We start from the raw sequence: 24,546 nt of genomic DNA on the forward strand, positions 1-24,546 counted from the left end.
GCACCAAGGGGGCGGCGCCGCTGGTCTCGAACGGCCATGGACGGTCATGAGCGGAGACTGTTTTGAGTGTCGATCGTCTGCCGTCTGGTGTGGTTCTGCTCGTCCGATGGTGATTCCGACCGGACCGGGGCCTGGCCCGCCGGTCGGCTCCGGGCGTCCCCGGAGCCGACCGTTCTACCGGGTGACCGGGCTGCTGTCCCCTGCCGTCCGGTCACCGGTCCGGAGCGAGGTCCCACGACGCACGGCACGAGCCGCACGTCTCCTCGCTCCGGCGAGCCACGCGTGGTTCTGTCGGGCCCGCCCCTGGCTGACACGGACACCGGTACCAACGGCGCGATCCCGGTCCCGGTCACGCACCGTACGGGTGAGAAGGGACGCGTACGTCTGTAAGGGGTGCGTACGTCTGTACCGGAACGGGGGTTCGGCGCCGGCGGCCGGGAGTCAGATCCTGCCGCGGCACAGCTCCAGCAGGGTCATCGCGAGCGTGGTGCCGGGCTTGCCCAGGGCATCCCTGTAGTGGCCGAGGACCTCCATCTCCCGGGAGAGGTTCACCCGCCGGCCGCCGGAGGTGATCCGTTCCTGCTGGATGACGACCGACACGGCCATCCGCTCCTGGACCAGGCCGATGATCCGATCGTCGAGCGCGTCGATCCGCTCGCGCGCGCCGGTGATCACACCGGCGGCCTCGGCGGTGCGGGCGCCGGTCTTCTCGGTGCTCGCGGCTTCGGTGGTGACCGTGGTCGCCGTGGTGGCTGTGGTGGTTGTCGTCATGTCGGGGCTCCTCGTCGGACGGTGCGGAGTGCCCGGGTACATGGTCCGAAAACGTCAGGCGCCCCGGACCTTGTCGGCCCGGGGCGCCTGGGAAGGTGCTCGTCAGTGACTCAAGCAGCACGACCATGGCAGCCGGTGGGCCGGTTGCCATAGGTAAAGAGGAAGGTCGGGTGCGTGAGCATGGGCCCAGTATGCCGCGCGGTCCCCGGCCGGCCAACACGGGTCGCATGCTGAGACGGGCTCCACCGCGCGGGCACCGGGAGTGAGGGAGAGGGCGGGCACGCGCCTCCCGGTAGAATCGGAAGGCACCAGATCCCGCCCCACCGCCGGAAGGCACCTCGTGTCATCAGCGACTTCCGCTGCCCACGCGCCCGACACCGTCCTGGTCGTCGATTTCGGCGCGCAGTACGCCCAGCTCATCGCCCGTCGCGTCCGCGAGGCCCGGGTCTACAGCGAGATCGTGCCGAGCACCATGCCGGTCGCGGAGATCCTCGCCAAGAACCCGGCGGCGATCATCCTCTCCGGCGGCCCCTCGTCCGTGTACGAGGAGGGTGCCCCCACCGTCGACCGTGCGCTCTTCGAGGCCGGCGTCCCGGTCTTCGGCATGTGCTACGGCTTCCAGCTCATGGCGCAGACCCTCGGCGGCCAGGTGGACAACACCGGCTCCCGTGAGTACGGCCGCACCGGACTGCACGTCTCCAAGGCGGCCTCCACCCTCTTCGAGGGCACCCCGGAGGAGCAGACGGTGTGGATGTCGCACGGCGACGCCTGCTCCGCCGCCCCCGAGGGCTTCGCCGTCACGGCGTCCACGGACGTCGTCCCGGTCGCCGCCTTCGAGAACGACGCCAAGAAGCTCTACGGCGTCCAGTACCACCCCGAGGTCATGCACTCCACGCATGGGCAGCAGGTGCTGGAGCACTTCCTGTACCGGGGCGCCGGCCTGAGCCCGGACTGGACCACCGGCAACGTCATCGAGGAGCAGGTCGCCGCGATCCGCGAGCAGGTCGGCGACCGGCGCGCCATCTGCGGCCTGTCCGGCGGAGTGGACTCCGCGGTCGCCGCGGCCCTCGTCCAGAAGGCCATCGGTTCGCAGCTGACCTGCGTGTACGTCGACCACGGCCTGATGCGCAAGGGCGAGACCGAGCAGGTCGAGAAGGACTTCGTGGCCGCGACCGGCGTCCAGCTGAAGGTCGTCGACGCGTCGGAGCGGTTCCTGGCCGCGCTCAAGGGCGTCTCGGACCCCGAGGAGAAGCGGAGGATCATCGGCCGCGAGTTCATCCGGGTCTTCGAGCAGGCCCAGGCCGAGATCATCGCGGACGCGGGCCCGGCCGTGGAGTTCCTGGTCCAGGGCACCCTCTACCCGGACGTCGTCGAGTCCGGCGGCGGCACCGGCACCGCCAACATCAAGTCGCACCACAACGTCGGCGGGCTCCCCGAGGACCTCGAGTTCCAGCTGATCGAGCCGCTGCGCCAGCTGTTCAAGGACGAGGTCCGGCGGGTCGGCCAGGAGCTCGGCCTGCCCGACGAGATCGTCCAGCGCCAGCCGTTCCCCGGCCCCGGACTCGGCATCCGTATCGTCGGCGAGGTGACCAAGGAGCGGCTCGACCTGCTGCGCGAGGCCGACGCCATCGCCCGCGAGGAACTCACCGAGGCCGGCCTCGACCGGGACATCTGGCAGTGCCCGGTGGTCCTGCTCGCGGACGTCCGCAGCGTCGGGGTCCAGGGCGACGGCCGGACCTACGGCCACCCGGTCGTCCTGCGTCCGGTGTCCTCCGAGGACGCCATGACCGCCGACTGGTCGCGGCTGCCGTACGACGTCCTCGCGAAGATCTCGACCCGCATCACCAACGAGGTACGGGACGTCAACCGCGTCGTCCTCGACGTGACGTCCAAGCCGCCGGGGACCATCGAGTGGGAGTGACGCCCGGCGGGGAGTGGTCCCTGTCACGTCCCGCCAGGCCCTTGTAGGGCCTGGCGGGCCTTTCAGGTCCGCTTGAGCGTGCGCACCGGCTCACCGGGCTTCCAGACCTGGAGGACGAGATACGTCTCGTCCTCCACACAGGTCCGTACGACCTCCGTCACCTCGGTGCGGAAGAGGTGGAACGGCTCCGGCGGTTCCACCTCCTCGGTGTATCCGCGCCGGCTCTCCTCGTCCTCGACCTCGACTGCCCGGCCGCTGATCCGGACGTCCCCGCCGCCCATGCCCGTGCCCGAACCGGGATTCGCCTGCAGCGCGAAGCGCGGGTCGCGGCGCAGGTCGAGTGCCTTGAACGAGCCCGGCATCATGCCGAGCCACAGCTCGCCGTTCAGGAAACGCACCTCCAGGCCGGTGGTGCGCGGCGACCCGTCCTTGCGCAGAGTGGCGAGGACGTGGTGGGTGTGCGTGGCGAAGCGCTCCTCCACGGTCTTCGCGAGGGCGGGCTCGGCGGTGGCGAAGGCCTCCCAGTTCGTGTTCATGGGCCGAGTGTGGCGGGGATACCGGACGTCTTGTGTCGGGTATCCGCCGAGTCCTCCGGACGGGGGTCCTCCGGACGGCGGCTTCCCGATGGCGGCGCCCGGGTGTCGCCTTTGTCGCGTCGCACCGGATCTTTGCGGAATCGATCTGTCGTCCATGACTGCACGACGGTGACTTCCGCACCGTGCGCCCCCCTGCTGGAGGACTTGTGCACGGGCAGACCCCGCCCCCGCCCCTGCCATTGCCCACCGACCGGCTGCGGTTCGCCATGCCGCCCCTGCAGGAGTCGGCCGAGGACGAGCGCCGGCACCGCAAGGAGCGGCTCGCGGGCGCACTGCGGCTGTTCGGACGGCTCGGCTTCGAGGACGGCGTCTCCGGGCACATCGCCGCACGCGATCCCTGGTTCACGGACTGCTTCTGGGGCAATCCGTTCGGGATGCCCTTCCGGTACGTCACCGTGAGCGACCTGGTGCTCGCCAACCGGGACGGTCAGGTGGTCCAGGGCGGCCACCACGTCAACCAGGCGGCGTTCGCCATGCACGCGTAGGTGCACATGGCGCGGCCCGACGTCGTCGCCCACTGCCACTCGGTGCACGGCCGCGCGCTCGCCGCCCTCGGCGACCTGCTCGACCCGATCAGCCAGGAGAGCTGCGCGTGCTACGAGGACCACACCCTCTACAACACCTGCAGCGGTGTCACCGTCGACGCGCACGAGGGCCGGCGCATCGCGGCCGTGCTCGGCCTTCGCAAGGCGTTGGTGCTGCGCCATCACGGGCTGCTCACCGTGGGAGACTCGGTGGACGCGGCGGCCTGGTGGTTCGTGTCCACGGAACGTTCCTGCCAGGTGCAACTCGGCGCGAAGGCGGCGGGCCGGCCCGTGCTGATCGACCACCGGCAGGCGGTGGCGACGCGGGAGCAGTTGGGCGGGGACCTGGTGGCGTGGATCAACTACCAGCCGATGTGGCGGGACATCGGCCGAAGCGAACCCGACCTGCTGACCTGACCTGACCTGATCCGAGGTGCCTGCCCCGTCCTGAGGTGCCGGGTGGGGGAACTCCTGCGGCCGGGTCAACATGAGGCCTCGGACTTCACTCCCACGGACCGGACCTGTCGGGTGAAGAGGGCCGGACGTAGGGCACAATTCGCTTTCGTTGCAGGGGAGTTGTCTGCACCGGTACAGGCGGCCGGAAACGCGGTCGTGATCATGAACGTGTATGCGGGGAAGGCGGGCTTCGGGCGTGGCGGTGCAGGAGGCGGGACAGGGCGGCGCGGAGGCGGGCGCCCACGAGGGCGGTTGCGCCTGCGGGGACTGTCCGCACGGAGCGCGTGAGGGGCATCGGCGCGCGGTCGCCGCGTTCCTGCTGAAACGCGAGGAGTTCGCGGCCGGCCACGGGCTGCCCGCGGCGGTGGCCCACTCGGCGTCCGCCTCCCGCCAATGGATCTCGGAAGAGCTGGCGCAGGCCGCCGAACTCGTCGCCCGGCGCGGCCGGGCCGAGAAGGTGGTCTGGCTGGTGCGCGTGTGGCGCCGGACGGTGGTGGTGGTCTGGTCGGCGGTCGTCCTGCTGCTCCTGGGCCAGGCGCTCACGGCGATCGGCCCGGGATGGAGCGCCGCCCGCACGGCCGGACTGCTGGCGGCGCTGGTGGTCGCCGGTGCGCTGACCGCGGCCTCCTGGTTCCACCGGGCGCGCGGCGGGGTCCTGGCCCCGGTCGTCGGGGAGGACAACCGCCTCTCCACGTCCCGTGCGGTGGCGTCCGCCTGGGTGCTCTTCCTGGCGTACGCGGTGCTGGTCCTGGTCGGACAACTGGCCGTCGCCTCCGACCACCGGCAACGTGACGCGTTGATCGCGGGGCTGGAACTCGCCCGCGGTGCGGGTGTGGTGACCGTCCTCGCCGTGGTGTGCGGGATCGCCGTGGTGGTGCGGCGGGTGGTCGGGCTGCGCGTGCAGGGGCAGCGGCTGCAGAAGGTGCGTGCGGACCGGCCCCGGGCGGCCGATCTGCTGACCGACGACGCGGGCCGGGGCGCCTTCGCCGACATCCAGTACGTCGTGGTCAGCGGCGTCGCGCTGGCATTCGCGGCGGTGCGGCTGGCGCGGCGGCCGGACCAACTGCCGGACCTGCCCTGGGGGCTCGCCGTGGTCGTGCTGGTGTCGGCGGCGACCTATCTCGCCGGGAAGTACGCGGAGGGCGGCCGGCCGGTGATCCTGTCGGTGGTACGGGCACGGGAGGCCGGTGACCTGGACGCGCCGATCCGGACCGGCGACGACATCGAGATCCGCGGGGCCGGCTTCGTGCCGCTGGGCGCGCAGGGAGCCGACCGGCTGGCCCGTATGGTCGTCCGGGTGGGCGCCGTGCACGTCCACGTACCGCTGGTGCCGGTGGCAGGCGGCTTCGACAACCCGACGGACGCCCTGCTGACGGTTCCGGTCCCGGCGGACGTGGAACCGGGGCGGGTCGAGGTGCAGGTCGTCACGGCGGCAGGGGTGGAGACGAACCGGTACGCGATCGACGTGACGGACTAGGCCGGTCCCTCTCGAGCCTCCTCCGTTGCTCTCCGGTGAACGTCCGCTCTCCGGTGAACGTCCGAAAAAATCCGGACGGCCTGGATTGATCCGGTGTCAATTGTCGTACGTATGCTCTGGTGAGGGGGGTCTCGGTACGGCGGCGAGAGGCGGCAGACGGCGATGACTCACGGTATGCGAGCGGATACTTACGGCCCCCCGCTCGACGGCGACAGAGGCCGGCGGGAGACCGCCACGCGGTACGCCCTCCTTCCTCTGCGAATATTTCTGGGCGTCACCTTCCTCTATGCGGGGATCGACAAACTCACCGACAGCGCGTTCATGAAGGACGCCGGGGCCGGGTCGATCGGCGACATGATGCGGGCCGTCCGCGACTCCTCGGCCCTTCCCGCACTGGTCGACATGTCCCTGGAGAGTCCCGTCGCCTTCGGCTATGCCATGGCCTTCGGCGAGCTGGCCGTCGGGATCGGAACCCTGATCGGCCTGCTCACCCGGCTGGCCGCCCTCGGCGGTGCGCTGATCTCCCTCAGCCTGTGGCTGACGGTGAGCTGGGCCGCCGAGCCCTACTACTACGGCAATGATCTCCCTTACCTCATGGCCTGGACTCCGCTGCTGCTGGCGGGCGCCCCCCTCCTCTCCGTGGACGCCGCACTCCGCTTGCGACGGCGACAGCGGGCGGGGGACTACCGGTAGGGCCACGCTTTCCGCAGGGCGGATCCGCCCTCGTCCGGATGGATCCGCCCATTCCGTCGGCCGGGACGCCTCGCGCCGGGTCGCCTCCCAGGCCGTCCCGCCGAGCTGTCGCCGCGTCGCGCCGCTTTGTCAGGCCGGTGACTTCGCGTGGGTTTCCCGGCCGCCGGAGCGTCTGTGCCGGCGTATCAGCGCCGTCACGGCGGCCACTGCCCCGGCCAGGCACAGACCGCCCGTGACGACCGGAATCGCGACGAACCACGGTGTCTCCCAGGCGCCACCCGCGTCGCCTGCGTAGAGCACGGCGGCGAGGGTCAGGAAGAGGCCGGCGACCAGCCTGCCGGGCTGGAACTCATGACGTAGCACGGCTCACCTCCACCTGTCCCGCACCGACGTGGACGTCCAGGTCGAGCGTCCCCGCCCTCTTGACGCCGGCAGGGGGCCGCAAGGTCAGTTCCTCGTGCTTGCCCGGTGCCACGTCCACGTCCTTCTGTGTGTCGCCGGGCAGTTGGATGTCGCCCACTCCCACGTCGATGCTGAGCCTCACGGTCACGCCCTCGGGCACGATCACGTGGACGCGGCCCACACCGACGTTCGCCCGCGTCGACACGGTCTCTCCCCCGGGTATCCGTGCCTTGGACAGATCCAGGATGCCGGTGCCCGTGCCCAGGTCGTAGACCGGGCGTATCCGGGCGACCGACGCGGGCTCCCAGGTGGTGCGCGTCCACTCGGTGCCGATGTCCTTGGACACGGCCGACGAGGCGGCGAGCAGCCCCGCGGTGATGACTGCCAGGAGGATCGACCCCGCTCCGGTGCGGCCCAGGAAGGCGCTGACCGCCAGACCGATGCCGAAGACGGCGAGCGCACACGCGAGGCCGGTCTGCAGGCTGGTGCCGAGCGGCTGCTCCGCCCAGGTCAGGCCCGTGCCGAGACCGGCCGCGAGCAGGGCGAGCAGGAAGATCCAGCCGCCGATCCAGCGGGGGCCACGTGGCTTCACCGGCCGGCGAGGGGTGCATGAACCGCCGCGGGCGGAGAAGTGCGGGGTGAGTCTGACGTCGACCACGGAGGCGATGTCCACGTCCCGGGAATCCCGGGGACCCCACAGGTAGCCCGTGCCCCCGATGTGCGTACCGTCCTTCACGATGGGATCGCGCCACCACGAGGAGAAGGCGGCGGGAACCGGCGGTGCCTGGGGCTCCGGCGGGGCGTCGGCCGCGGCCTGGGCGGCGAGGGGGTCGGGGCTGGGGGTACCGCGCTGCCGCGACCAGTACCCGGCGCCGGCGAGCAGCAGGGAGAGCATCACGGCGAAACTCAGCAACCCGCCGTTGTTCAGCATGCTGAGGAAGACACCGCAGCCGACCAGCGCGAAGAGCACGGCCGCCAGCGTGTGGCCGTCGACCCGGCCGGTCAGCAGCCTGCGGACCCCGTTCTCCTCCTCGCCCTCGTACGGGACGACGAGCCAGGCGAAGCCGTAGAAGATGAGGCCGACGCCACCGGTGACGGAGAGCACCGCCAGCGTGATGCGGAAGACCACCGGGTCCATGTCGCACTGCCGGCCGAGCCCGGAGCACACCCCGCCGAGCATCTGGTGCCGGCGGTCGCGCCGGAAACGGTGCGACGGCTCGGGCACGGGTGGTTCGCCCGGAGGACGCGGAGCTCCGGCGGGCGCGGTCTCCCCGGCCGCCCCACCGCCTGCCGTACCTGCGGCAGGCGCGCCCTCCCGCGGCCCGGCACCCCCGGGAGGGCGCGGGCCGGAGCCGGGTCCCGGACCCGTCGCGGCGTGCTCGTGATCTGTCATGGGTCCATGGTGGCGGGCGAGCCGCCGCGACGGCAGTCGGGACGACCCTGGCCGGACCCTGATATCGGCCCTGAGGGGCGGCCGGGGAAGCGTCCGGGAGGCCTGATCCCCAGAAATCGTCGGTCCCGGAGATCAGGGGAGTCTCCGGGACCGACCCTGATGCCCCGGAACCAGGGGCCGTGTGACCATCATTGACATGTCGGAAGCCGCAGCAGCGCCCCTCGCCGAGCCGCGGCCGCCGCGCAAGCTCTACCGCAGCAGTGACGGACGCTGGCTCGGTGGTGTGGCGCGGGGGCTCGCCGGACACCTCGGGCTGCCCGTGGTCTGGGTACGGCTCGTCTTCGTCGGCCTGTTCATGGCCGACGGTCTCGGCGCCCTGCTGTATGCCGCCTTCTGGTTCTTCGTACCGCTCGGGGTCGGCGGGGTGGACGCCCAGAAGCCGCCCGCCCCGGTCACGACGGAGAGAGCGCCGGACGGCCGGCGCAGACTCGTCACCCGCAGACCGGACAAGGGCCAGATCGTCGCCCTGCTCCTCATGGTCGTCGTGACCATGGTCTTCGTCGGCAACGTGAACACGTCCAACGGGGCCAGGGCCTACCTGTGGCCGACCGTGCTGGTCGGCGCGGGCGTCGCCCTCGTGTGGCGGCAGGCGGACAACGCGCGCCGCGCCCGCTGGGTCGAGGTCGGCAGCCGCCGCCGCACGGTCACCCTGCTGCGGGCCGGGGCCGGCGTCCTGCTGGTGACGGCCGGGGTGTCGGGCATCTTCGTGCTCCGGGGCTCAGGCGCCCACCTCGCCTCGGTGCTCCAGGCGGCCCTCGCGGTCCTCGTCGGGATCACCCTCCTCGCCGGCCCCTACCTCGTGCGCATGAGCCAGGACCTCTCCGAGGAACGGCTGATGCGCATCCGCGCACAGGAGCGCGCCGAGGTGGCCGCCCACGTCCACGACTCGGTGCTGCACACCCTCACCCTGATCCAGCGCAACGCCGACAGTCCGGGCGAGGTGCGCCGGCTCGCCCGCGCCCAGGAGCGCGACCTGCGCACCTGGCTCTACAAACCCGAGGGCACCGGCAAGGACGAGGCCGACGAGCCCACCACCCTGGCCGACGCCGTACGGCGCAATGCCGCGGAGGTGGAGGACAAGCACGGCGTCCCCATCGAGGTCGTCGTCGTCGGCGACTGCCCGCTCGACGAGAAGACCGGCCCGCAGATGCAGGCCGCGCGCGAGGCTATGGTGAACGCGGCCAAGTACGGTGGCGAGGGGGGTGCCGTACAGGTCTACGCCGAAGTCGAGGGAAGGACGGTCTTCGTGTCCGTCCGGGACCGCGGCCCCGGCTTCGACCTCGACTCGATACCCGCCGACCGCATGGGTGTCAGAGAATCGATCATCGGCCGCATGGAGCGCAACGGCGGCACGGCGCGACTGCGCGCGGTGCCGGACGGCGGCACGGAGGTCGAGCTGGAGATGGAAAGGGCGGAGAAGACGTCATGAGCGAGCCGACCGGGCCGACCGGGACAAGCGGGACGAACGGTGCGGCGGGACCGGCCGACGGCACCGGACGCCACGTGCGCGTCGTCCTCGTCGACGACCACCGCATGTTCCGCACGGGCGTCCAGGCCGAGATCGGACAGACCGAGCAGACCGGCGTCGAAGTGGTCGGCGAGGCCGCGGACGTCGACCAGGCGGTCACGGTCATCACCGCGACCCGGCCCGAAGTCGTGCTCCTCGACGTGCACCTGCCCGGTGGCGGCGGCGTGGAGGTGCTCCGCCGCTGTGCCCCGTTGATGGGCGACACCGAGCAGCCGGTCCGCTTCCTGGCGCTGTCCGTCTCGGACGCGGCGGAGGACGTGATCGGCGTGATCCGGGGCGGCGCCCGCGGATACGTCACGAAGACGATCACCGGGGCCGACCTGGTCGACTCGATCTTCCGGGTCCAGGAGGGCGACGCCGTCTTCTCGCCCCGCCTGGCCGGCTTCGTTCTCGACGCCTTCGCCTCGACCGACGCCCCGCCGGTCGACGAGGACCTCGACCGCCTCACCCAGCGCGAGCGCGAGGTACTGCGGCTGATCGCCCGGGGCTACGCGTACAAGGAGATCGCCAAGCAGCTCTTCATCTCCGTGAAGACGGTCGAGTCCCACGTCTCGGCGGTGCTGCGCAAGCTCCAGCTGTCCAACCGCCACGAGCTGACCCGCTGGGCTACGGCACGGCGCCTGGTGTGACTGGTGGACGACCTACTGCAGGCGCAAGCCGCGCGGTTCAATGCTGCCCCACGCGAGTGCCACGCCGAACCACACCTCCTTGCCGATACCGCACTCCCTTCTCCGGGTGCCCCAGTCCTCCGCCGGAGTCGCCACCCATGAGAGTCCTCGGCCCGACTCGTCGTCCGGGCAAGCGGCAGTCGGCGTCGGCAGCGTGTCGTTGGCGTCTGCCACCGTGATGCGGAGACGGGTGTCCGTGAGCTCGCAGCGGGACCGGATCTCACGGCCGGCCGGGACCTTCGCGCGGCGGTAGGCGTTGGTCATCAGCTCGCTCGGGAGGAGTTCCGCCGTGTCCGTCACGTCTTGTGGCAGCTCCCAGGACGTCACCTGTCCGCGGAGCAGCGCGCGTGCTCTGCCCACGCTTCTCGTGTGACGCGGCAGACGCCGCTCGATGTCCCTCGGGGGTGGTCCGGCTTCGACGGCAGGAAGCGCTGACCCGACGGATCGGCGTGCTCCACGGATCCGTGATCTACGAGTTGGCATGGTCCGAGTCCAGTTGCGGCGACGATCAGGGCGGTGCCTGTCCAGAAGCAGTCCTCGGCCGGCGGAAGTCCAGCCACAGTGACAGCGAGGGAAGCAACTGCGTCGACGTCGCCTTCTGCCCCCGCACCGTCCACGTCCGGGACTCGAAGCTCGGCGCCCGGACTCCCCCCCCGGTTCGCCGCCGCCGGAGGTGTCTGGACCGCGTTCGTCGCGTACGCCCGTACCGGAGCTTGAGCTTCCAGGGGCGAAGGGGCGAAGGGGCGAGCCTCGAGGCCGGAGGGCCGGGGCGGTGTCGGGCGGAGAGCGGGAGTCTCGTTAGGCTCCGGCCTCATGGACGTACTCATCCACTTCTTCGTCGGACTGCACATCATCGGCATCGCGTCGCTGCTCGGCGGGTTCCTCACCCAGATGAAGGCGATGGGCCAGGGCACCGCCCGCTTCGTCCCCGCGATGCTGCACGGTGCGGTGACGATGCTGGTCACCGGTGTGGTCCTGGTCGGGCTCAACCAGGCGCAGGACTATTCCGTCGACAACATCAAGATCGGCGTCAAGCTGGCCCTGCTGATCGTGATCCTCGGCCTGGTCTACGTGAAGCGGGACGACGAGAAGGTGGACAAGGGCCTGTTCGGCCTGGTCGGGCTGTTGACCACGGCGAACGTCTTCATCGCCGTGGTCTGGACCTGACGGGTCCCCGCACAGGGTTACCACGCGGTGACGATGCCGGCCACCGCGCGTACGGCGCCGGAACGCGACCTCGGTCAGGCCGGGCGGACCACGCTGTGGATCGACGACTCGCCGTCGTAGAAGACGGACTCCTCGCGGACGTAGGTGCCGGGCTTCGGGGCGTGGATCATCATGCCGTTGCCGATGTAGATGCCCACGTGGGTGATGTCGTCGTAGAAGAAGACGAGGTCGCCGGGCTGGGCCTGGGACACCGGGACCGTGGTCCCGGCCTCGACCTGGTCGTAGGTGGTACGGGGCAGGGAGACGCCCGCGGCCCTCCACGCGCCCTGGGTCAGGCCCGAGCAGTCGTAGGAGCCGGGGCCGGTGGCGCCCCAGACGTAGGGCTTGCCGATCTGCGCGCGGGCGAAGGCGAGGGCCTTCTCGGCCTTGGCCGCGTACGAGGAGTCCGTCGAGGCGGGCGGCGTGGTCGTCGTGGAGCCGGACGTGCCGGAGGTGCCCGACGTGCCGGAGGTGCCCGACGCGCCCGAGGTGCCGCTCGCCGCCTCCTGCTGCCGCGCCTCCTCCTCGGCCTTCTGCTGCTCCGCCTGCTGCCGGGCGAGCTCGGCGGCCTTCTGCTGCTCCGCCTGCTGCCGGGCGAGCTCGGCGGCCTTGCGGGCGGCCTCTTCCTGCTTCTTCTCCTCGATCGCCGCGAGCCGCGCCTTCTCCTCGGCGGTCAGCTTCGACATCAGCTCACGCGCGGTGCTGAGCTTCTTCTGGACGGTGGCCTTGGCGGTCTTCAGGGCGTCCTGGGACTCGGTGAGCGTCTCGAGGCTCTCGGTGGCCTCCCTGCGCTTCTCCATCGTCTCGGACTGCTGGGTGACGTAGTCGTCGACCGCTTCCTTCTGGCGGCCGGTCATCCGGTCCAGCAGCTGGTCCTGGTCGAAGAAGTCCTGCGGGGAGTCCGCGAGCAGGAAGGTCGCCGTGTCGGGGATGCCGGCACCGGTCCGGTACTGGGCGGCGGCGAAGGAACCCAGTTCCTCCCGCACCTCGTTGAGCGTCTGGGTGCGCTTGGCCACGTCGTCGAGGAGCGTGTCGACGCGCTTGCGCTGCTTCGCGGTCCTCTCCTTGGCCCCGTTGTACTTCTCGGTCGCCGACTCCGCCTGGCGGTAGAGGTCGCCGACCTTCTTCTCGACCTCCTCCAGGCTCGGCCGGTCGTCGTCCGAGGGGGCGGCGTCGGCCGTCTGGGGGAGGAGGGCGACGGAGGTGAGGGCCGCCGTGGCGAGAGCGGGGGTCCGTATGCCGGCCACGCGCGTACCCGGGGTGCGCGACTTGCGGTGCGACGCCAAGGGAGGCGACTCCTTCCAACGTTCCGCCGCGGGGGAGCGGCAGGGGCTCCCGGGCCGTGTCGGCCCCGGGGAGGTTCGGGAGGGGTGCGGGCGGGGTGGACCGGAAGGACTGCCCCACGACTGCTCCGGGGAGGGAGCGGCCGGTTCACCCCGGGGTCCCGGTGGGCCCCCGGCTCCGACTGCCGCGGCGGCAGTGACGGACTCGGCGGAGGCCGCTCGCCCGGCGAGGTTCACCGGTGGGGATCGCGCGGCCCGCCCGAACCGTAGCCAACTCATGTGGCTCGTGTGAAGGTTGATGGGTGATATGCCCGATACGTTTTCGTGACCTTCTTCGTCACGTCGCACAGGGTGAGGGAGTGCTCCTGAAGGGTGGGCGCGCGTCCGGTCGCCGGTCGCGCGCCGGCGTCGGCCGCCGGGGAACGGGCCGGAATGCGGGGATGTTCCCGGGGTGGCCACGGGTTGTCGGTGGGGCGGCCTAGACTCGGAGAGCGATGAGCAGCCTCTTTGACGACAGCTTCCTGGCGGACCTCCAGGGCCGGCGCGGCCCCGTGGAGGAGCCCCCGCCGCCACCCGAGGACGATCACGTACCGGAGGAGGTTCCGGACGATCTGTTCGGCGGGAAGTTCGACGTGCCGCCGGACCGGGACACCCATTACCGCGACGGCGCCCCGCGCCCGGTGCTCGACCCCGCGGCCCTCCTGGAAGGGCTGAACGACAACCAGCGTGCTGCCGTCGCGCACTCCGGCTCCCCGCTGCTCATCGTGGCCGGCGCCGGCTCCGGCAAGACCCGGGTGCTCACCCACCGCATCGCGCACCTGCTGGCCGCGCGGAGCGTGCACCCGGGCCAGATCCTCGCGATCACCTTCACCAACAAGGCCGCCGGCGAGATGAAGGAGCGCGTCGAGCAGCTCGTCGGCCCGCGCGCGAACGCGATGTGGGTGATGACGTTCCACAGCGCCTGTGTGCGCATCCTGCGCCGCGAGAGCAAGAGGCTCGGCTTCACGTCGTCGTTCTCCATCTACGACGCCGCCGACTCCAAGCGGCTGATGGCCCTGGTCTGCCGTGACCTGGACCTCGACCCGAAGCGCTTCCCGCCCAAGTCCTTCACCGCCAGGATCAGCAACCTGAAGAACGAGCTGGTCGACGAGGAGGACTTCGCCGCGCAGGCGGGCGACGGCTTCGAGAAGACCCTGGCCCAGGCCTACGCGCTCTACCAGTCGCGGCTGCGCGAGGCCAACGCCCTCGACTTCGACGACCTGATCATGACCACGGTCAACCTGCTCCGCGCCTTCCCGGACGTCGCCGAGCACTACCGCCGCCGTTTCCGGCACGTCCTCGTGGACGAGTACCAGGACACCAACCACGCCCAGTACGCCCTCGTGCGCGAGCTGGTCGGCACCTCCGGGCACCCCGTCGGCGTACCGGCGGGCGCGGACGACCTGCCGCCCGCCGAGCTGTGCGTGGTGGGCGACGCCGACCAGTCGATCTACGCCTTCCGCGGCGCGACGATCCGCAACATCCTCCAGTTCGAGGAGGACTACCCGAGCGCGACGACGATTCTGCTGGAGCAGAACTACCGCTCCACGCAGACGATCCTGGGCGCCGCCAACGCCGTCATCGAGCGCAACGAGTCCCGCCGCCCCAAGAACCTGTGGACCAACGCGGGCAGCGGTGCGCAGATCACCGGATACGTCGCCGACACCGAGCACGACGAGGCCCAGTTCGTCTCCGACGAGATAGACCGCCTCACGGACGCGGGCGAGGCCAAGGCCGGTGACGTCGCCGTCTTCTACCGGACCAACGCCCAGTCCCGTGTTTTCGAAGAGGTCTTCATCCGGGTCGGTCTGCCCTACAAGGTCGTCGGGGGTGTCCGCTTCTACGAGCGCAAGGAGGTCCGGGACGTCCTGGCCTACCTGCGGGTGCTCGCCAACCCCGAGGACTCGGTGCCGTTGCGCCGCATCCTCAACGTCCCCAAGCGGGGCATCGGCGACCGCGCGGAGGCGATGATCGACGCACTCTCCCAGCGGGAGAAGATCAGTTTCCCCCAGGCGCTGAAGCGCGTCGACGAGGCGTACGGCATGGCCGCGCGCTCCACGAACGCGGTGAAGCGGTTCAATACCCTGATGGAGGACCTCCGGACGATCGTCGAATCCGGAGCGGGCCCGGCGACCGTCCTGGAGGCGGTCCTCGAACGGACGGGTTACCTCGCCGAGTTGCAGGCCTCCACCGACCCGCAGGACGAGACCCGGATCGAGAACCTTCAGGAACTCGCCGCCGTCGCGCTGGAGTTCGAGCAGGAGCGCGGCGAAGAAGAACAAAGCACGCTGGCCGACTTCCTGGAGCAGGTCGCACTGGTCGCCGACTCCGACCAGATCCCCGACGAGGACGAGGACGGCTCCGGCGTCATCACCCTGATGACCCTGCACACCGCCAAGGGTCTGGAGTTCCCGGTCGTCTTCCTGACCGGCATGGAGGACGGCGTCTTCCCGCACATGCGTGCCCTCGGCGAGACCAAGGAGCTGGAGGAGGAGCGGCGCCTGGCGTACGTCGGCATCACCCGTGCGCGTGAGCGGCTGTATCTCACCCGGTCCACGCTGCGCAGCGCCTGGGGGCAGCCGTCGTACAACCCGCCTTCCCGGTTCCTGGAGGAGATCCCGGCCACCCACCTGGAGTGGAAGAGGACGGGTGCGACCGCGCCCGTGTCCTCCGGGCCGGTGTCGGGGGTGGCGGCCTCGCTGTCGTCGTCCCGGTCCCGCTCGTCGGCGTCGGGCGCGTCCGGCTTCGCCACGCGACGGGCCGCCGAGAAGCCGGCGGTGTCGCTGGTGGTCGGGGACCGGGTCACGCACGACCAGTTCGGGCTCGGCACCGTCGTCGCGGTGAAGGGCACGGGCGGCAACGCCGAGGCGACGATCGACTTCGGGGACACCAAGCCGAAGCGGCTGCTGCTGCGGTACGCGCCGGTCGAGAAGCTGTAACCGGGAGTCCGGCACATCCGGAGCCTTCGCCGCCACGAAGCGGTGAAGGCTCGCGGGCGAGGGGCGATCGACTTCACGGGGCCCGGCCCGTTTCGTCACAGCCGGTGTCCCCGACGGCGGGGCGGTTCTACGACGGTTCGAGGCCGTGGCTGCGGAACCAGGCCAGCGGGTCGATCGCCGAGCCGCCGGCGGGGCGCACCTCGAAGTGGAGGTGCGGGCCGGTCGAGTTGCCCGAGTTGCCGGAGAAAGCGATCGGGTCGCCGGCCTTCACCGTGGTGCCGGAGGGGACCTGGTAGCTGGAGAGGTGGCAGTACCACGTCTCCGTACCGTCCATCGCCGTCACGATCATCATGTTGCCGTAGGCGCTGTTGTACTGGGTGCGGACTGTGCCGTCGGTCGCGGCCATCACCGTCGCGCCGTATGAGACGGGGAAGTCGATGCCGGTGTGCAGGGACATCCAGTTGATGCCGGACTGGCCGTAGTAGGCGCTGAGGCCGTGCTGCGCGACGGGGAGCGCGAACTTCGGACGCAGCCGCTCCTGGCGGGCCGCCTCCTCCGCCGCCGCCTTGCGGTCGGCCTCCTGCTGTGCCTTCAGGTCGATGCGTTCCTGGGTACGGCTCGCCCGGTCGGCGAAGTCGTCCGCCCCGGCGGAAAGGCTCTCGAGCTGGGTGTCGAGCTGGTTGTTGGCCACGGCGGGCTGCACCGGCTGCGCGTCCGCGGCGGTGGTCCTGGTCTCCTGGCCGCCGCCTTCTTCCGCCAGATCGCCGACCGAGGCCGCCGCGATACCGGCGACACCCATCACGCACGCCGAGGGCACGGCCACCGTCAGCAGCGCGGAACGCTTCGCGGGCGTACGGCGGCGGGAGCGCGACCCGGCACGCGACGCCGAGCGCGGTGCGGGGACCGGGACCGACTCCTCCTGGTCGTCGAGCAGGGGGGCCACCGCGGGCAGCTCACCGGTGTCGCCCGACGAGTCCTGCGTGGACCCGTACGGGTCGTCGTGGGCGTTCCCGGACACGCCCTGCTCGTGCGAGTCCTGCCCGTAGGACTCCTCTTCGTGCGACTCCTGGGCGGAGGTCCGGGAGCCGAAGGCGGAGGGGTCGGGGGCCTGCGGGTCGGGGTGCTGCTCGAACGTGGCGGTGGCCTGCTGGTCGAAGGGCACGGCCTGGTGTTCGTAGGGGTCCGCGTAGGCGTCCGGGACCGGTGCGGCCGCGCTGCCGTCGGAGTTCCACTGTGTGGCGTCGTAGGCGCCGGTGTCGAAGGTCTGGGTGCCCCAGTGCCACTGCTGGGTCGGATCGGCGGTGCCCTGGGCGGCCTGGTCGGGCCGGAGCCATGCGCCGGAGTCCCACTGGCCGCTCGCGTCGTGCGCCGTGGCCTGCTGCGGCACCTCCGGTGCCTGCTGCTGCCCGGTGGTCCACGCGGTCGTGTCGTAGCCGCCGGTGTCGTAGCCGGCCTGCTGCTGAGCCGCGTAGGCGTCGTGGGGCGCGGTGTCGTGGCCGACGGCGGACCAGGTCCCGGTGGCATATGCCCCCTGGTCGTGGCCGTTGCCCGGAAGGTCGCCGAAGAGGGGGTCGGCGGCGAAGGCCGCGGTGGCGTGGCCGCCGGTTCCCGAGCCCGTGGGGTCGAAACCGGTGGCGCCGTAGCCGTCGTACGTGGTGAAGTCGCCGTACTGGGCTTCCGGAGTGCCGTACGACGCGTAGTGCGCCGACGAGGTGTCGGAAGCCGGGGCCGGGGCCATGGTCCCCGACGGGTGACGGTCGTTCACCAACTTCTCTTTCGCCTCGACAACAGGGGCTGCCAGAGCAGTGCGGCGACTGTACCCGGCGGTACGCGGGCGCGACAATCTTCCGTAGGTTTCACGCGCGCAGGAAACGGGCATTCGGTTGTGTTTTGGCGACGGACAGACGCGGTCTTGGCCTTGTGTTCGAGATTTGTTCGAAATTCGTCGGGTTCGCGTCGCCAAGTCGGCCGGGCGGGGCAGTTGTTGTTCGGGTGGGTGAACGATGTCGCCGCAGTTGCCGAGGGGTGGATGATCCGGGCGTGTCGGGCGGGGCGGAAGCCGGGGCCGAGGGCGTTGGGCCGAGGGGCGGGAACCGGGCCGCCGTCAGGCTGTCCGTGCGGCCGTGGACGGTTCTCCCGGGTGTGCCGTGTCCAGTGCCTGCCGTATGCCGCCGGCCACGGCAGGGTGCACGGGCAGGGCGAGGTGGCCGACGCCGCTCACCCGCACGTTCTGTGCGAGGAGGTCCCGGTGCTCGATGCGGGCCGCTTCCAGCGGGTCCATGATGTGGTCGAGGTCGCTCCAGAAGGCGACGAAGCGCGTGCGGCAGCCGGGTGCGGGGCCGGTGAGTTCCTCGAGCACCGGTGAACCGGGGCGCATCTGGCGCACGATCGGGTGCGCGTTGGCCAGGGGGGCGACGCGGGTGCCGGAATGCGGGGTGCCGAGCGTGACCAGGGTCCGTACCCGGCTGTCACCGCCCAGACGCTGCACGTAGTACCGCCCGATCAGGCCCCCGAGGCTGTGCCCCACGACATCGACGCGGCTGCTGCCGGTGCGCTCGCACACTTCCTCTATGTGCCGGCCCAGCAGTTCGGCCGCGACACGGATGTCGCACGTGAGCGGAGAGTAGTTGAGCGACTCGATCCGCTGCCTGCCGTGCTGGACGAGGCTGCGGCGCAGCAGGAGGAAGACCGAGCGGTTGTCGATGAATCCGTGCAGCATTACGACCGGGGGCCGGGCCTTTGTCGGCAGCTTCGCGGTGCCGTCCGGTGCGGAGGGCTCAAGGGACGCCTCCCGGCGCTCCTGCACCATGCCGGCGGGATAGAGGAGGGCGTGGCCCGCGAGGATCGCGAGTTCCAGGGCGGTGGCTTTCAGCAGGGCGGTGGAGGGGATCACCGGCCTGTTCGGCACCATGCGCCGGCAGAGCGGCAGAAAGGGAAGCGCTGCCTCCGTGACCTTCATGGCCGACCTCCTGTCGGCACGCGGAAGGACAGCCCTGTCCCCCGTGTGCCCTCATGGGGAGTCGCGACGAACGCGGTCGGCGCCACGCGCGGCAGGCGCTTGGTGCGGCCGTGGTGTACGGCGGCCTCGTCGTGAATCCCTTATGCGCATGTTCCCACTGATGCCCGTGTGATGCATGGGCAGGATGTCGAGTTCCCGAAGCCCGGAACGGTGCGCGGCGAACGTGTCCCTCTGTGTGATTTCCCCCTCGGTCCCCACCGCGAAACCGCCGGTTGCGGGATGCTGGCGATAACGTTCGTTCACTTCCCCGGCCGGTCCGGGCGGGGTGTCCGTACCGCGGTGGTGCAGCCGGTGCAGTGGGCGGCGGAGTGTGCGGCACCCGTGACGGGTACGGGGACGACTGATGTGTGCGGTATCTATCGGTACGGATGGATGTAGTCGCTTCATGGAGGCAGTGATGGGTGTGGCAGCCGGTCCGATCCGCGTGGTGGTGGCCAAGCCGGGGCTCGACGGCCACGATCGCGGGGCCAAGGTGATCGCGCGGGCCCTGCGCGACGCCGGTATGGAGGTCATCTACACCGGGCTTCACCAGACCCCCGAGCAAGTCGTCGACACCGCGATCCAGGAGGACGCCGACGCGATCGGCCTGTCCATCCTCTCCGGTGCGCACAACACGCTCTTCGCGGCGGTGATCGACCTGCTCAAGGAGCGGGACGCGGCGGACATCCTGGTCTTCGGCGGCGGGATCATCCCCGAGGCGGACATCGCGCCGCTGAAGGAGAAGGGTGTCGCCGCGATCTTCACCCCGGGGGCGACCACCGCGTCGATCGTGGACTGGGTCCGCGCGACCGTACGGCAACCCGCGGAGGCGTGACACCTGCCCCGGGCCCGACCGGCGGGCCGCTCGCCCCGCCCGTGCGGTGCGGTGTCGCACCGGGGCGGCAGGATCGTGCGGTCGTGCGTGCCGGAGGGGTTTCGGCGTGCGGCCGACCGGCGGGCCGGTCGGCCGTGGCGGGTGCGGGTGTGTGTCAGGACCGGGCGTGTGGCGGGAGCTGGGCGGCCGGGTCCAGTTCCGCCAGCATCGCGCCGCGCAGGCGCAGCGTCGTGACCAGCCGCTGGAACGCCTCGGACCAGTAGTCACCGGCACCCGGTGAGACGTCCTCCGGTTCGCCCGGTCCGGCCAGGAGCGCATCGAGGTGGCTCGCCTCCAGGGGATCGAGGCAGCGCTCGGCCAGCCCCATGACGCCGCTGAAACTCCATGGGTAACTCCCCGCGTCCCGTGCGATGTCGAGTGCGTCCACCACGGCCCGACCGAGCTGTGGCGACCACGGCACCGCGCACACACCGAGCAACTGGAACGCGTCCGGCAACCCGTGCGTCCCGATGAACCCCGCCACCCACCCGGCCCGCTCGGCGGCATCGAGCGTGCCGAGCAGCTTGGAGCGCTCGGCCAGGGACACCGCCCCCGGGCCGCCCGTCTCCGCGGCGGAGGGCTCACCGAGCAGAGCCCGCGCCCACTCGGCGTCCCGCTGGCGCACCGCCGCGCGGCACCAGGCCGCGTGCAGCTCGCTCCGCCAGTCGTCCCCGACCGGGAGGGCCACGATCTGCGACGGCGTACGCCCGCCGAGCCGGCGCGACCATGTGCCCAGGGGCGTCGCCTCCACCAACTGTCCGAGCCACCAAGACCGTTCGCCCCGTCCCGCGGGAGCCTTGGCCACCACGCCGTCCCGCTCCATGCCCGCGTCGCACTCGTGCGGCGCCTCGACGGTGAGCAGGGGCGCATCCCGTGTGTGGTCGACGGCCACGCACGCTCCGGCCCGGACCGCCATGCGCCGGGCGAGGGCCGAGCCGGGCAGCGCCGACAGCAACTCGGCGGCCGTCGCCCGTACAGTGCGGCTGCGGTCGGCGAGCGACTGCTCCAGGAACGGTTCGTCGTCCGGGCCGAGGCGGGTGCGCAGCGAGTCGAGGAACATCAGCCGGTCCTCGGCCCGCTCCGTCGCCCAGGTCGTCGCGAGCAGTTCGCGTGCGGCGGCGGGCTCGCGGGAGCGCAGGGAGGAGAGCAGCGCGACCCGCTCCGCGAAGAGACCCTCCTGCCAGAGCCGCAGGACGCCCTCCGTGTCCCCGGGCCCCGGCAGCGACGTGCCCCCATCCGGCGCCGAGCGCAGGGCGAACCGCCAGTCCGGGTTGAGGCGGGCCAGCCACAGGCCTCGCGGACCCGCGAACCGCAGGGCCGCCGGCCGCAGATCCGTACGTCCCCGCGCGGCGTCCAGCAGCGCGGGCAGCGCCGGCGGGGGAGCCGCGAAACCGTGGGCGTTCGCCGCCGCGAGCCACTGGGGCAGCAGCTCCATCAGATCCGGTGCCGCCCCCCGGCGGCCACTGCCGGAGGCGCCGGAGCGGTCGGTGAGCAGCATCGTCAGCCGTCGGGCGGCGGCGGGCGGCAGCCCGGGACGCAGGTCCTCGGGCGCCGGCGGGGGGCGCCCGGCCGCCCTGGCGGGGCGCAGCCCGGCCCGACGCCGTACGGTCGCCACGGCCGCCGCGTCCAGCAGGGCCGCCGGGGCGTTTGCACCGGACACGGAACCCGTCGGGGTGCGCCGGGCGGTCCCCAGCAGGGCGGTGGTGACGAGGTCCTCCCAGTCGTCAGGGTTCTCCCAGTCGTCAGGGAGGGACGGGGTCGGCGGGCCCGATCCGCCGGACGGGTCCGCGACGGGCGGAACCGGTGAGGAAGGGGCGGGGGCATGCGGAAGGGGCGGGGGCGCGGCGGTGGAGGTCCTGCTCATCACGTTCCTTTCCGTCGGACGTCCGGGAGCGGCCCGGAGAGGCTCGCGCGTACGGTGCGTACCGCGCGTACCGCGTGTGCGGAGACGTCCGGGGAGCGCGGAGGGCGGCGGGGGCGGAGCGGTGGGTGGGTCAGCACAGGGGGACCACCTCGCCCGGCCCCTCCGGCCAGGCCGACAGCGGAGTGAACCCCCGGTGGCCGCACTCGCCGAAGACCTTGACCGGCGCCCCGCCCGAGAGGGCGACGAGACGCCACAGGCCGGGACGGGAACACGCGGCCGGGGTGAGCGGCAGGGCCGCGTCCGCGTCGGCGTCGGCGTCCGCGAGCTGCCAGCAGTCCCCGTCCGGAACCGGTATCACCCGGTCCAGGGTCACCGGCACCGAATCCAGCCAGGGATCGTCGCGCAGCGCGTCGCCGTACCGGGCGGCGGCCAGGGCCGTCGTCGTCCCGGAAGGCCGCTCGGCCGTGGGCGCGGGCTGCGCGAACTGCTCGCCCGGCGCCGCCCGGACCTGCCCCGGGCCCGGATAGGCGGACAGCTCCGCGTCCAGGGCCAGTCCCACCGGCAGCGCCGGTTCGGGAGCACGTCCCGCAGCGCCGTAGGAGAGGAGCAGCGACGTACGCTCCGACCGGGTTCCATGCAGCCAGGTCCGACGGGTCGTCAGACGCGCGTCCGCCGTGTCGTACTGGGCGAGAACCAGCCAGCGGTCGCGCACCGGCGGACCGTCCGCCGAGGCCGGCAGGCCGATGCGGAAGCGGACCGTCGCGGCCAGGCCCTCCGGCAGCCGCTCGCGGCGCAGCCAGCCCTGATCGAGGAGGTGGAGCAGCGCGCACTCCTCCAGCAGCCGCACCGGCCAGCCCGGACCCGTGCCCGGGATCGCCCCCAACTCGCGCACCCTGGTGGCCAGTCCCTGCGCCTGTGCGTCGACCATCCGGGCCGCCGTCTCCTCCCACAGGCCGTACCCGGCCTGCTCGGCCGTGGCCAACCCGCCGCGGAGCAGGTCCGCCAGCCGCTGCTCCAGCTCCGCCGCGCCCGCCGTGACCCGTTCGGCGCGCCGCTCCGCCCTGCGCCGGGCCGCCTCCGGATCGGCGGGCCCGGACGAGGGACCCGACGGGGAGGCCGCGGTCCTCTTCCGCTCCGCGCGTCCGCGTCTGTCCGCGATCCACCGACCGGCCCACTCCGGCACCTCCGCCCGCGGCACCGCCCCTTCGTCGCCGGCCCGGAGCAGCAGCAGACCGAGCGCGTGCTTGCACGGGAACTTACGACTCGGGCAACTGCACTTGTACGCGGGACCGGAGGCGTCCGCGAGGTCGACCACCGTCCGATACGGCTTGCTGCCGCTGCCCTCGCACAGCCCCCACACCGCCCCCTCGTCCGAACGGCCGGCCCCGGACCACGGACCGGCCGCGCCGAGCCTGCTTCCCGCCTTGCGGGACGCGGTGTCGGGCGCCAAGGCCAGCACCTGGTCCGCACTCCAGCGCTCCCCCTGCTGAGTCATGTCATCGAAGGTAGGCCGCACCACTGACAATCGCCCCGGTGCTTGCGTTTGCACAGCTCAAAGCGATTGTCAGTGGTGTGGTGCACGGTGGTCACCAGATCCGAACCGGCCGAGCCGGAGGGGGAGCGCACCATGACTGTCTCCGTAGAACCGACATCCGTCGACCCGCGTCAGAACGGCTCCGGGACCCTGCCCCCGGCCGAGGTCCTGCGGGCGCACGCCGAGGACGCCTTCGCCGCCGAACTCGCCGCGCTGGCCGGGCAGGACGACCGTCCGCGCCCCGCCCGGTGGAAGCTGTCCCCGTGGGCCGTCGCGACCTATCTGCTCGGCGGCACGCTGGCGGACGGCACCGTGATCACACCGAAGTACGTCGGCCCGCGCCGCATCGTCGAGGTCGCCGTCACCACCCTGGCCACCGATCGCGCGCTGCTCCTCCTCGGTGTGCCCGGCACCGCGAAGACCTGGGTGTCCGAGCACCTCGCCGCCGCGGTCAGCGGTGACTCCACCCTGCTGGTCCAGGGCACCGCCGGCACCCCGGAGGAGGCCATCCGCTACGGCTGGAACTACGCCCGCCTGCTCGCCCACGGACCCAGCCGCGACGCTCTCGTGCCCAGCCCCGTCATGCGTGCGATGGCGGACGGGACGACGGTCCGTGTCGAGGAACTGACCCGTGTCCCGGCCGATGTCCAGGACACGCTCATCACGATCCTGTCGGAGAAGACACTGCCGATTCCCGAACTGGGCCAGGAGGTGCAGGCGGTCCGCGGCTTCAACCTGATCGCCACCGCCAACGACCGCGACCGCGGGGTCAACGACCTGTCCAGCGCCCTGCGCCGCCGTTTCAACACCGTGGTGCTGCCACTGCCGGAAACCCCCGAGGCGGAGGTCGACATCGTCTCGCGCCGCGTGGACCAGATCGGCCGCTCCCTCGACCTGCCGGCCGCGCCCGACGGCATCGCCGAGATCCGCCGGGTCGTGACCGTCTTCCGCGAGCTGCGCGACGGGGTCACCACCGACGGCCGGACGAAGCTGAAGTCGCCCAGCGGCACGCTGTCGACCGCCGAGGCGATCTCCGTCGTCACCAACGGTCTGGCGCTGGCGGCCCACTTCGGCGACGGCGTGCTGCGGGCCGGGGACGTCGCGGCGGGCGTTCACGGCGCGGTCGTCCGCGACCCGGCGGCGGACCGCGTCATCTGGCAGGAGTACCTGGAGACCGTCGTCCGCGAGCGTGACGGCTGGACGGACTTCTACCGGGCCTGCCGGGAGGCCGGCGCGTGAACGGCAGGGGGAGCGCGGCGTGCCGGGAGCCGGCGTGCCCGCCCGGCGGGGCTTCGAGGGGGACGGGGACGGCATGGGAGA

The 24,546-nt window shown here is 71.9% G+C and carries 19 protein-coding genes and 2 pseudogenes; 11 read left to right on the top strand and 10 right to left on the bottom strand.

Annotation, left to right across the window (positions count from 1 at the left end; all coding sequences use genetic code 11):
• Positions 1-441: 441 nt before the first annotated feature.
• Positions 442-771 (bottom strand): chorismate mutase, encoded by a 330-nt coding sequence (locus tag TU30_RS05540; RefSeq protein ID WP_042165245.1) that lies wholly within the window; start codon positions 769-771, stop codon positions 442-444.
• A 340-nt stretch (positions 772-1,111) separates the two neighbouring features.
• On the opposite strand from TU30_RS05540, the gene guaA reads away from it, so the two are divergent.
• The gene (gene guaA, locus TU30_RS05545; RefSeq protein WP_042165248.1) at positions 1,112-2,692 is read left to right on the top strand and encodes a glutamine-hydrolyzing GMP synthase; all 1,581 of its coding nucleotides are present in this window, start codon (positions 1,112-1,114) and stop codon (positions 2,690-2,692) included.
• Between the two features lie 62 nt (positions 2,693-2,754).
• On the opposite strand, the gene TU30_RS05550 is transcribed toward guaA, so the two are convergent.
• Complete coding sequence (locus tag TU30_RS05550; protein WP_042165250.1) at positions 2,755-3,228, bottom strand: pyridoxamine 5'-phosphate oxidase family protein; 474 nt, start codon at positions 3,226-3,228, stop codon at positions 2,755-2,757.
• Positions 3,229-3,434: 206 nt separating this feature from the next.
• Here TU30_RS05550 and TU30_RS05555 point away from each other — a divergent pair.
• The 3 genes and pseudogenes from TU30_RS05555 to TU30_RS05565 all read left to right on the top strand — a co-directional run bounded on the left by TU30_RS05555 (position 3,435) and on the right by TU30_RS05565 (position 6,438).
• Positions 3,435-4,229 (top strand): annotated as a pseudogene (locus TU30_RS05555) (class II aldolase/adducin family protein).
• Between the two features lie 235 nt (positions 4,230-4,464).
• Positions 4,465-5,745, top strand: a complete 1,281-nt coding sequence (locus tag TU30_RS05560) for a hypothetical protein (protein ID WP_042165252.1) — start codon at positions 4,465-4,467, stop codon at positions 5,743-5,745.
• A 174-nt stretch (positions 5,746-5,919) separates the two neighbouring features.
• Positions 5,920-6,438 (top strand): DoxX family protein, encoded by a 519-nt coding sequence (locus TU30_RS05565; protein WP_234307787.1) that lies wholly within the window; start codon positions 5,920-5,922, stop codon positions 6,436-6,438.
• A gap of 129 nt (positions 6,439-6,567) precedes the next feature.
• Here TU30_RS05565 and TU30_RS05570 read toward each other — a convergent pair whose 3' ends face one another.
• Both TU30_RS05570 and TU30_RS05575 read right to left on the bottom strand, forming a co-directional pair.
• Complete coding sequence (locus TU30_RS05570; RefSeq protein ID WP_042165256.1) at positions 6,568-6,801, bottom strand: hypothetical protein; 234 nt, start codon at positions 6,799-6,801, stop codon at positions 6,568-6,570.
• Positions 6,788-8,233, bottom strand: a complete 1,446-nt coding sequence (locus TU30_RS05575) for a PspC domain-containing protein (protein ID WP_042165258.1) — start codon at positions 8,231-8,233, stop codon at positions 6,788-6,790. The genes TU30_RS05570 and TU30_RS05575 overlap by 14 nt, the downstream gene beginning before the upstream one ends.
• A gap of 196 nt (positions 8,234-8,429) precedes the next feature.
• Here TU30_RS05575 and TU30_RS05580 point away from each other — a divergent pair, with 196 nt between their 5' ends.
• Positions 8,430-9,722: an ATP-binding protein gene (locus tag TU30_RS05580; protein ID WP_042165626.1), complete on the top strand. Its 1,293-nt coding sequence runs from the start codon at positions 8,430-8,432 to the stop codon at positions 9,720-9,722.
• On the top strand, positions 9,719-10,450 hold the full coding sequence (locus TU30_RS05585) for a response regulator transcription factor (protein ID WP_042165260.1): 732 nt from the start codon (positions 9,719-9,721) through the stop codon (positions 10,448-10,450). The genes TU30_RS05580 and TU30_RS05585 overlap by 4 nt, the downstream gene beginning before the upstream one ends.
• Before the next feature lie 12 nt (positions 10,451-10,462).
• Here the strand turns inward: TU30_RS05585 and TU30_RS05590 are convergent, their stop codons facing one another.
• Complete coding sequence (locus TU30_RS05590; RefSeq protein WP_042165261.1) at positions 10,463-10,849, bottom strand: ATP-binding protein; 387 nt, start codon at positions 10,847-10,849, stop codon at positions 10,463-10,465.
• A 104-nt stretch (positions 10,850-10,953) separates the two neighbouring features.
• Between TU30_RS05590 and TU30_RS36930 the strand changes: the two are divergent.
• Together TU30_RS36930 and TU30_RS05595 are read left to right on the top strand one after the other, a co-directional pair.
• Positions 10,954-11,082, top strand: a pseudogene (locus TU30_RS36930) (DUF397 domain-containing protein); the annotation flags it as partial.
• A 220-nt stretch (positions 11,083-11,302) separates the two neighbouring features.
• Entirely contained in the window at positions 11,303-11,656 is a 354-nt protein-coding gene (locus TU30_RS05595; protein ID WP_042165262.1) for a hypothetical protein, read from the top strand.
• Positions 11,657-11,730: 74 nt separating this feature from the next.
• On the opposite strand, the gene TU30_RS05600 is transcribed toward TU30_RS05595, so the two are convergent.
• Positions 11,731-12,981 (bottom strand): C40 family peptidase, encoded by a 1,251-nt coding sequence (locus tag TU30_RS05600; protein ID WP_042165264.1) that lies wholly within the window; start codon positions 12,979-12,981, stop codon positions 11,731-11,733.
• Positions 12,982-13,472: 491 nt separating this feature from the next.
• On the opposite strand from TU30_RS05600, the gene pcrA reads away from it, so the two are divergent.
• The gene (gene pcrA / locus TU30_RS05605; protein ID WP_042165267.1) at positions 13,473-15,956 is read left to right on the top strand and encodes a DNA helicase PcrA; all 2,484 of its coding nucleotides are present in this window, start codon (positions 13,473-13,475) and stop codon (positions 15,954-15,956) included.
• Between the two features lie 127 nt (positions 15,957-16,083).
• Here pcrA and TU30_RS05610 read toward each other — a convergent pair whose 3' ends face one another.
• A complete protein-coding gene (locus tag TU30_RS05610) occupies positions 16,084-17,835 on the bottom strand; it encodes a M23 family metallopeptidase (protein ID WP_078878127.1) in 1,752 nt (583 codons plus the stop codon).
• Between the two features lie 225 nt (positions 17,836-18,060).
• A complete protein-coding gene (locus TU30_RS05615) occupies positions 18,061-18,915 on the bottom strand; it encodes a triacylglycerol lipase (protein WP_042165273.1) in 855 nt (284 codons plus the stop codon).
• Positions 18,916-19,372: 457 nt separating this feature from the next.
• On the opposite strand from TU30_RS05615, the gene TU30_RS05620 reads away from it, so the two are divergent.
• A complete protein-coding gene (locus tag TU30_RS05620) occupies positions 19,373-19,789 on the top strand; it encodes a cobalamin B12-binding domain-containing protein (RefSeq protein WP_042165276.1) in 417 nt (138 codons plus the stop codon).
• Between the two features lie 154 nt (positions 19,790-19,943).
• Here the strand turns inward: TU30_RS05620 and TU30_RS05625 are convergent, their stop codons facing one another.
• Together TU30_RS05625 and TU30_RS05630 are read right to left on the bottom strand one after the other, a co-directional pair.
• On the bottom strand, positions 19,944-21,692 hold the full coding sequence (locus TU30_RS05625; RefSeq protein ID WP_078878128.1) for a DUF5691 domain-containing protein: 1,749 nt from the start codon (positions 21,690-21,692) through the stop codon (positions 19,944-19,946).
• Between the two features lie 130 nt (positions 21,693-21,822).
• On the bottom strand, positions 21,823-23,187 hold the full coding sequence (locus TU30_RS05630; RefSeq protein WP_042165278.1) for an SWIM zinc finger family protein: 1,365 nt from the start codon (positions 23,185-23,187) through the stop codon (positions 21,823-21,825).
• Between the two features lie 132 nt (positions 23,188-23,319).
• On the opposite strand from TU30_RS05630, the gene TU30_RS05635 reads away from it, so the two are divergent.
• The gene (locus TU30_RS05635) at positions 23,320-24,465 is read left to right on the top strand and encodes an AAA family ATPase (RefSeq protein ID WP_042165630.1); all 1,146 of its coding nucleotides are present in this window, start codon (positions 23,320-23,322) and stop codon (positions 24,463-24,465) included.
• The last annotated feature ends 81 nt before the right edge of the window (positions 24,466-24,546 follow it).

It is taken from the genome of Streptomyces sp. NBRC 110035 (assembly GCF_000829695.1).
Taxonomy (GTDB): Bacteria; Actinomycetota; Actinomycetes; order Streptomycetales; family Streptomycetaceae; genus Streptomyces.